The following is a 7,341-nucleotide window of genomic DNA, read 5'->3' as shown; positions in this document are numbered from 1 at the left end:
AATGAGCTAATAATGCCTAGCTATGCAAAATTTTGTGAAGTAGTTAGCATGAAAGAGTTAAACAAAAAAGTAAAGCCAAAGGATAAAAATTTAAATTTTATCCATTCAGTAGCTCATATTGAATTTAGTGCTATTGATATCGCGCTTGATGCTTGTTATAGATTTAGAAATTTGCCAAGAGGATTTTATGAAGACTGGCTAGAAGTGGCTGAAGATGAGATCAGACACTTTTGTATGATAGAAAATTTGCTCTTAAAACAAGACGGTAGATACGGCGAGCTAAGTGTGCATGATGGGCTTTTTATCGCACTTCAAAAGACTTCAGATAGTCTAACTAACCGTATGGCGCTACTGCCAAGATATATGGAGGCAAATGGGCTTGATGCAAACGCTCATATTATAAAAAGGCTTGAAGGTGAGGGTGGAAATGAAGAGCTGATAGAGTGCCTAAAAGTCATATTAAAAGAGGAAGTTTCTCACGTTTATAAGGGCGATAAGTGGTTTAAATTTGCTTGTAAAAAAGAGGGTATTGATGAAAATAGCTACTTTGACATTATCTTAAGTTTATATCCAAATTCATTTAAAAATGTTAGAGAGATCAATGAGCAAGATCGCTTAAAAGCTGGATTTAGCAAAGAAGAGCTTTGTTTGATAAAGAATTTCTCAAAGGAGAGATAGTGAGTAAAATTTATTTCATAAGACATTCAAAAGCGGTTGATGAGAATAAAGACGGAGCTAAAGATGCCTTAAGAGAGCTTAGTCAAAAAGGCAAAGAAGACGCTAAATTTATGGCAAACAGACTAAAAATATATGATGTGATGCCAGGGGCTATCTTTTCAAGCAGCGCTAAAAGGTGCGAGCAAACAGTAAAGATTATTGCCAAAACTTTAAAATTTAAAGAAGAGATTGATCTTATAGATGAGCTTTATGATATAAGTTTTGAAGATCTTTTAAAATTTGTCAAAAATATAGATGAGAGTTTGGATGAGATTTTTATCATCACGCACAATCCAAGCATAACTGAAATTTGCGAGTATTTAAGCGATTCATCAATAGACAATATCCCAACTTCTGGAATATTTTGTGTTGAGTTTGGATGTAAATTTAGTGAGTTAAAAGAGGGTGGTGCAAAAGCGTTATTTTTTGACCACCCCAAAAAACATCAAAGATAATTTAACACTTTAGTTTTTATCTTTAAAAATTTCGTTATATGAAGTAAAAATTTGCTCGCTTAGATCTTCTATTTTTTTAGACTTATCAACAAAATAATTTAAATTTTGTTCGTTGTAGCCAGAGGCTGACTTCTCGAGCAAGAGTTTGATTTCATTATTTAGCGACGCTGTAAGCTCTTTTGACTTATCAAAATTTTTATTTTGCTTGTGTTCGCTTATACTCTCGTTCTCATACCAATCTAGCAGGCTTTGCGCTAAATCACGTATTTCCTCACTGTATCCTTGCTCGTTTATAAGGTCAGAGTACACTTTAGTTTTGTAGGCAATTTGCGAAATTTTTGCGATTATGGCAAAGGTTTTATTTTCGACATATTTTGATGTTTGAGCAGTATTTTGTGCGTTTGCATTAAACTCGCTCAATACCTTTTTGAAATTTTCTACATTTTGTGTCGTTAGTTTAGAAATTTCATCGATTTTTTTAGAATTTTCATCGATATCATTTACCTCTTGCTGAAGTGTTTTTATATTGACTTCTATGTCGCTTGCGGCTTTTTGTGTATTTTCGGCTAGCTTTCTTACCTCATCAGCAACTACAGCAAAACCACGTCCGTGCTCTCCTGCACGAGCAGCTTCAATGGCGGCATTAAGAGCAAGCAGATTTGTCTGATCGGCAATATCTTTTATTAAATTTAAAACAGAGCTTATTTCAGAAGCCCTAGTGCTTAGCATGCCAGTAGCATTCGAGCAGCTTTGTACTAGACCATCAAGCTCTCCCATATTTTGACTAAGCTCGGCGATATTAGACATATTTTCTTTTGCTGTTTGTGCAGTTTGTTTGGCATCTGTTGCTGTTTGGCTTAAATTTTTGATACTTTCATTTAGATCATCTCTTACATAATTTATACCATTTATACCGTTTCCAAGTTTGTCAAGCTCGCTTGATAGAAGACCTCTAACCTTGCTTTTTTGGCCGTCTTTTATACCTGTGACACCCTTGCTCATAGATATGGCATTTCGTTTAAATAAACCCCTAAACCCTTCTACAAATATATTTCTATATGTTTTTGAGTTTTGTGCAGCTTGGACTGAGGTTGAAATTTCACGTTGAAGCGCCTCAACCTGATCTAATAGATCATTTATGCCAAGGGCGACTTCATACATCTCGTCCTTTTCTCCAACATTTACAATACGAGGCTCTAGTATGCCATTGCTTGCCGATTTGACAACACTTAAAATCTCATTTATTGCATTTGATTTTTTCTTAAACATATCTAGAACCTTTGTAAGTTGTTTATAAATTCATCATAGCTTGTTGATTTTTCTTCTAAGAATTTTAATAAATATTTTTTAGACGCTTCAATACCGCCATCTCGTTCTAGCTCAAGTAATTTTGCATAAAGTGGTTTTATGGTCTCTATCGCTTTTGGATTTGGTTTACGTCTAACAGAATAATATCCAACTACATTATCTTGCTGATCTAAAGAGGCGGTGATATTGCCAAATACCCAGTAGTATCCGCCATTAAGAGTTTTATTTTTAATAAAAGCAAACATTTCTTCTTTGTTTTGTATACGTTCCCAAAGTAGCTTAAAAATAACTCTTGGCATATCAGTGTGCCTTATTATATTATGTGGCTTTCCCAAGAGATCGCCTTGTTTTACTCCTACGATATTTAAAAAAGGCTCGTTGCAATAAGTGATCCTTCCTTTTGTATCTGTTTTTGAAACTAAAAATGCGTTCTCATCAACGCCATATTCTCTTTCTATAGGCATTTTACTCCTTTAAATGTTGATTTAATTTTTAACAGCTTTTGCCATATCCCACATTGGCATAAATATACCAAGAGCGAGCAAAAGCACCATAGCTGCGATAAATATTAGTAGTATCGGCTCAATATAGTTTGAAATATTATCAATAATATCATTAAATTTCACTCTATAATAATCAGTAACTTTTTGTGTCATGTCGTCTAAGCTACCACTTTGTTCGCCAGCACCTATCATCTGTATAAGCATACCCTCATAAAGTCCAGTTTGCCTAAAGGCCTCGGTTAAGCTTATGCCACGGCCAACCAGTACTTTTACAGCAGTTAGCTTATTTCTTATATCTTGATTTGAAACAGTTACAACGGCAGTATCTAGCGCATCAGCGATAGGAAGTCCTGCGCGAACAAGCTCTGTAAAGATTAGATTAAATCTACTCATATTTGCAAAAAATATTATTTTGCCCACAAGATAGACTTTTAGTAGATATTTATCGACCTTATCCCTAAAATTTTCATCATTTGAATATTGCCTTTTTAGCAAAAAAGCAAATGCGACAAGAACAACTATTATGTATATACCGTAATTGCTCATTATGTATTCAATGTTTAGTAAAATTTTAGTAGGAAGTGGGAGATCGGCATTAAGCTGGCTAAAAATTTCTCGAAATTGTGGAACAACTGATGTCATAAGCACAATAAAAGCCAAAATTATAGAGCATATTACGGTTATTGGATACCTTATAGCTTTTTTAAATTTTTGTTGGTTATCCCAGACTTCTTGCAAGATAGCAGCTAGCTTTGATAATGCATCAGCCATATTACCAGTGCTCTCTCCAAGCCTTACCATAGCGACAGTGACATCGCCTAGCTCTTCTTGAAAATTTTCTATACTTTGAGTTAAACTTGCACCTTGATTTAGGTCTTCATCTAGTGTTTGAAATATTGTTTTTAGCCTTTTATCCTCAGTAGCATTTGCTGTCTCTTTTATGCCATCATGTATTGATATACCAGCATTAGTCATAACGCTAAGTTGCCTTATGGTAGCGACTAGAGCTGGAATTTTTACTTTTGAAGAAGAGAATATTTTGTTAAATTTTTCTTGCAAGTCTAAAAAATCATTGTTGATACTTGAAACCTGAGTTTCTTTTATCTTTACTATCATGCCTTGGATATTTGCACGATTTTTTACATCATTTTTGCTATTAGCCTTTAGGCTCATCTTTTGGCGTTTGCCATCTTTTATGTATTCTATTTCGTAAAATTTCATATCTTGGCAACTCTATATACTTCTTCGATTGTTGTTACACCATTTGCTGCGCGTATAACGCCATCATGGAACATATCTATAAAGCCTTCGTCATAGGCGGCCTTTTTAAGCTCTTCTTTTGAAGCGTTGTTTGCTACTATACTTGCTATATGATCGCTGATAGATAATATCTCACTTATCATTTCACGCCCTAGATATCCAGTTTGCGAGCAGTGCTGGCAACCTACGCTTTTATAAAACTGATAATCTTCAGGGAGAAATTTCTTAATCTCATCAAGAGCTTTTTGAGATAGCGTGACTTTTTGTTTGCAATACGGGCAAAGCTTTCTTACAAGCCTTTGAGCCTCAATGCAAACTAGTGCACCACTTACTAGATATGGCTCAATACCCATATCAACCATACGAGGTAAAGCGCTAATAGCATCATTTGTATGAAGTGTAGAAAAAACCAAGTGGCCAGTTAGTGCCGCTTGAATTGCGATCCTAAGCGTCTCTTGATCTCTGATCTCACCTATCATAATAATATCTGGATCTTGTCTTAAAATAGAGCGAAGAGCCGAGATAAAAGTAAGTCCAGCCTTCTCATTTACATGTACTTGCTGGATCATATTTAGCTGATACTCGACCGGATCTTCAACGGTAATAATCTTAGTTTTTACACTTTTTATGTCATTTAATGCACCATAAAGTGTAGTCGTTTTTCCTGATCCTGTCGGACCAGTAACCAGGATAATGCCATAAGGCGCTTTCATACTCTTTTTAAATTTAGCAAAGTTATCTGGATGCATACCAAGGTCTTCAATGTTTATGATAACTTTTGATTTGTCCAAAATTCTTAAAACTATGCTCTCACCATTTAAGATAGGTAGCGTAGAGATACGAAAATCGTACTCTTTATCTAAAATTTGAGCTGAAAATCTACCATCTTGTGGGCGGCGGCGCTCCGCGATATCCATATTTGAAAGTAGCTTCATTCGGCTTACCATCGGCGGATAGATATCTTTATCAAATATAAATGTCTCGCTTAGCATGCCATCTATCCTGCTTCTTACAATGCAGTTTGTTTCGGTTGGCTCGATGTGAATATCGCTCGCTCTGCTTTGAATAGATGTTTTTAAAATTATCTCAATTAGCTTTAAAATTCCAGAGCTTTCTGTGCTTTGCCCTTGACTGCTAGAGCTTGAAAGCTCTTTTCTGATCTCTGTAATAACGTCTTTAATGCTTTCATTAAGAGCTATTTTGTTTATATATTTTTCTATCTGGGCTGGATCAGCGCAAGATACTTTTAATAGCTTTCTGTTAAATAAATTTTGAACTTTATCCTGAATGATCACGTCAAAAGGATTTTTAAAAGCTACATAAACGCTTATCTCATCTTCTTTTACAGGGATCGCATTATATGATTTTAGCTGCGAGGTGCTTAGCTTTTCACTGATACGGTAGTCGATATCTATATCATCAAGGTCAAAAAATGTGATTTTAAATTTATCACATACATATTGAATGAAGCGCTTTTGATCTATCTGAAGACTAGTTGAAATTTCATCAATGTCAGTGTGTCCTCTTCTATAAATATCAGATAGAATTTCAAAAAAAATCTCTTCTTCTAGCATATTTTCTTCAAGCAAAATAGCCAAAAGACTTTTTTTATTTATCTTTTTTATCTCTATAATCTTTAAAATTTGCTCATCATTTAGTTTATTAAGTTGCTCTAATGTTTTTAGCGTTAAATTTTCTAAATTATTCATCTCTTCTCTTTATCTATACTCAATCTGCGAAGTAAGATCGTCATTTTTAAAAATTTTTAATACCATTTTTGGAAAATTTGCACCTAAAGATGTACTTAGCTCATATCTTGTATCTGAGTTTGGCTCTTCAAATATAAACACGCCAAGCTCTTCAACATATTCTTTTTTGACAAATTTGTCAAATATAAATGAAAGTATATAATCACTTTTTGGAAGCCTGATGTAGCTTATGTCAGTTCCATCTAAAATAGCATGAAGCAGTAACTTTTTTTTGAGTAAAATATCAGCAAAATACGCCGCATTTTCTCTTGAGCTTTGTGTTTTTGATAGCTTGCCTGCCGGAAGAGCAAGCCTATCTATGTCATTTATTTTTAAGCAGGATATGCCAAAGATATTAAGAAGCTCTTCGTTTTGTGAATCTTTTAAAAAATCTTGTACTTTTTGATTACAAATTTTAGGATAGTCAGCTTTTTCAAAAAAGTTTTTTATTTCAAATGCTCCAAGAGCAAAAGCATTTAATGATAAAAATATCATAATTAAAAATTTCACAGCGTATCACTTTTTATCTTTTTTATTAGCTCATTTATTTCTGGCTTATTTTTATTTTTATTGTACTCTTCTAACACACGCAAGGCATCATCTTTTTGTTTTAGCATATATTTTGCTTTGGCAAACATTACCCAAGACTCCTCAATGCTACTATCTAAATTATTCGCCGATAGTGCCCATTTTATAGTGTCGATATATCTTTTATCTTGATAGCATTTTCTTGCTATTTTAAGGGCGATTTCTGGATTTTTGCTTTTATTAAAATTTTCTTTTAGCATAGAAATTTCATTGTTTTCACTTGAAATTTGAATATCAATTTTTGGCTTTGCCTTTGGTTCTAATTCTATTATCTCTTCATTTGGTAGAGACTGTTCATTTTGTATATTTTCATTTTCAGTTGGTAAATTTAGCTTTAACCAACCGCCACCACTTCTTTGTTTTTTATCTGATGTCTGCTCTTTATTGTCTTCATTTAGCTTTATGGATTGTTCTAGCTTTTTAGCTATTTTCTCAGCAAGCTCATCTTGCTTCTTATCTGATTCAAATCTCTCTTTTGCCTGCTCGCTTTTTTGTTTGCCATCTTCTAAAATATTTTTGCTGACATTAGTTTCAGCAAAGGTTATGTTTTTTTCTTTTATATCTGTTTGTATTGTCAAATTTTTCTCAACTAAAGCTGGAGTACTAGTTGTCTCTTTTTTGTTTTTAGCATTTGAGAAAAATAAAAAAGCACCAAAGATAAAAGCAATTAGCAAGATCGTAATTATCAAAAGACCTAGCTTTTTATGTGATAACAATTTTAAAAAGCTATTTTTATTCTTTTTTTCATACTCTTCATAGAGC

8 protein-coding genes are annotated in these 7,341 nt (G+C 33.6%); 2 read left to right on the top strand and 6 right to left on the bottom strand.

From position 1 onward, the window contains the following. A partial coding sequence (locus FZ949_RS09015) for a ferritin-like domain-containing protein (protein WP_148790365.1) occupies window positions 1-678 on the top strand: 678 nt, incomplete at its 5' end. Further along, complete coding sequence (locus tag FZ949_RS09010; RefSeq protein WP_103579977.1) at window positions 678-1,172, top strand: SixA phosphatase family protein; 495 nt, start codon at window positions 678-680, stop codon at window positions 1,170-1,172. The genes FZ949_RS09015 and FZ949_RS09010, both read left to right, overlap by 1 nt. 9 nt (window positions 1,173-1,181) lie before the next feature. Here the strand turns inward: FZ949_RS09010 and FZ949_RS09805 are convergent, their stop codons facing one another. The 6 genes from FZ949_RS09805 to FZ949_RS08980 all read right to left on the bottom strand — a co-directional run. Continuing rightward, on the bottom strand, window positions 1,182-1,949 hold the full coding sequence (locus FZ949_RS09805) for a methyl-accepting chemotaxis protein (RefSeq protein ID WP_410369086.1): 768 nt from the start codon (window positions 1,947-1,949) through the stop codon (window positions 1,182-1,184). Window positions 1,950-2,443: 494 nt separating this feature from the next. Further along, complete coding sequence (locus FZ949_RS09000) at window positions 2,444-2,944, bottom strand: PAS domain-containing protein (protein WP_103579979.1); 501 nt, start codon at window positions 2,942-2,944, stop codon at window positions 2,444-2,446. 21 nt (window positions 2,945-2,965) lie between these two features. Further along, entirely contained in the window at window positions 2,966-4,204 is a 1,239-nt protein-coding gene (locus tag FZ949_RS08995; protein ID WP_103579980.1) for a type II secretion system F family protein, read from the bottom strand. After that, window positions 4,201-5,952 (bottom strand): GspE/PulE family protein, encoded by a 1,752-nt coding sequence (locus tag FZ949_RS08990; protein ID WP_148790361.1) that lies wholly within the window; start codon window positions 5,950-5,952, stop codon window positions 4,201-4,203. Before FZ949_RS08990 ends, FZ949_RS08995 begins: the two co-directional genes overlap by 4 nt. Before the next feature lie 9 nt (window positions 5,953-5,961). Further along, window positions 5,962-6,501, bottom strand: coding sequence for a hypothetical protein (locus FZ949_RS08985; RefSeq protein WP_103580160.1), 540 nt, complete (start codon window positions 6,499-6,501; stop codon window positions 5,962-5,964). Further along, on the bottom strand, window positions 6,498-7,341 hold an 844-nt coding region (locus FZ949_RS08980), incomplete at its 5' end, for an anaphase-promoting protein (protein WP_222862787.1). The genes FZ949_RS08980 and FZ949_RS08985, both read right to left, overlap by 4 nt.

The sequence above is a fragment of the Campylobacter concisus genome (assembly GCF_902460545.1).
Classification (GTDB): domain Bacteria; phylum Campylobacterota; class Campylobacteria; order Campylobacterales; family Campylobacteraceae; genus Campylobacter_A; species Campylobacter_A concisus_AE.
Note: the sequence above shows the minus strand (reverse complement) of the source record. Positions and strands in the feature narration are given on the sequence as shown.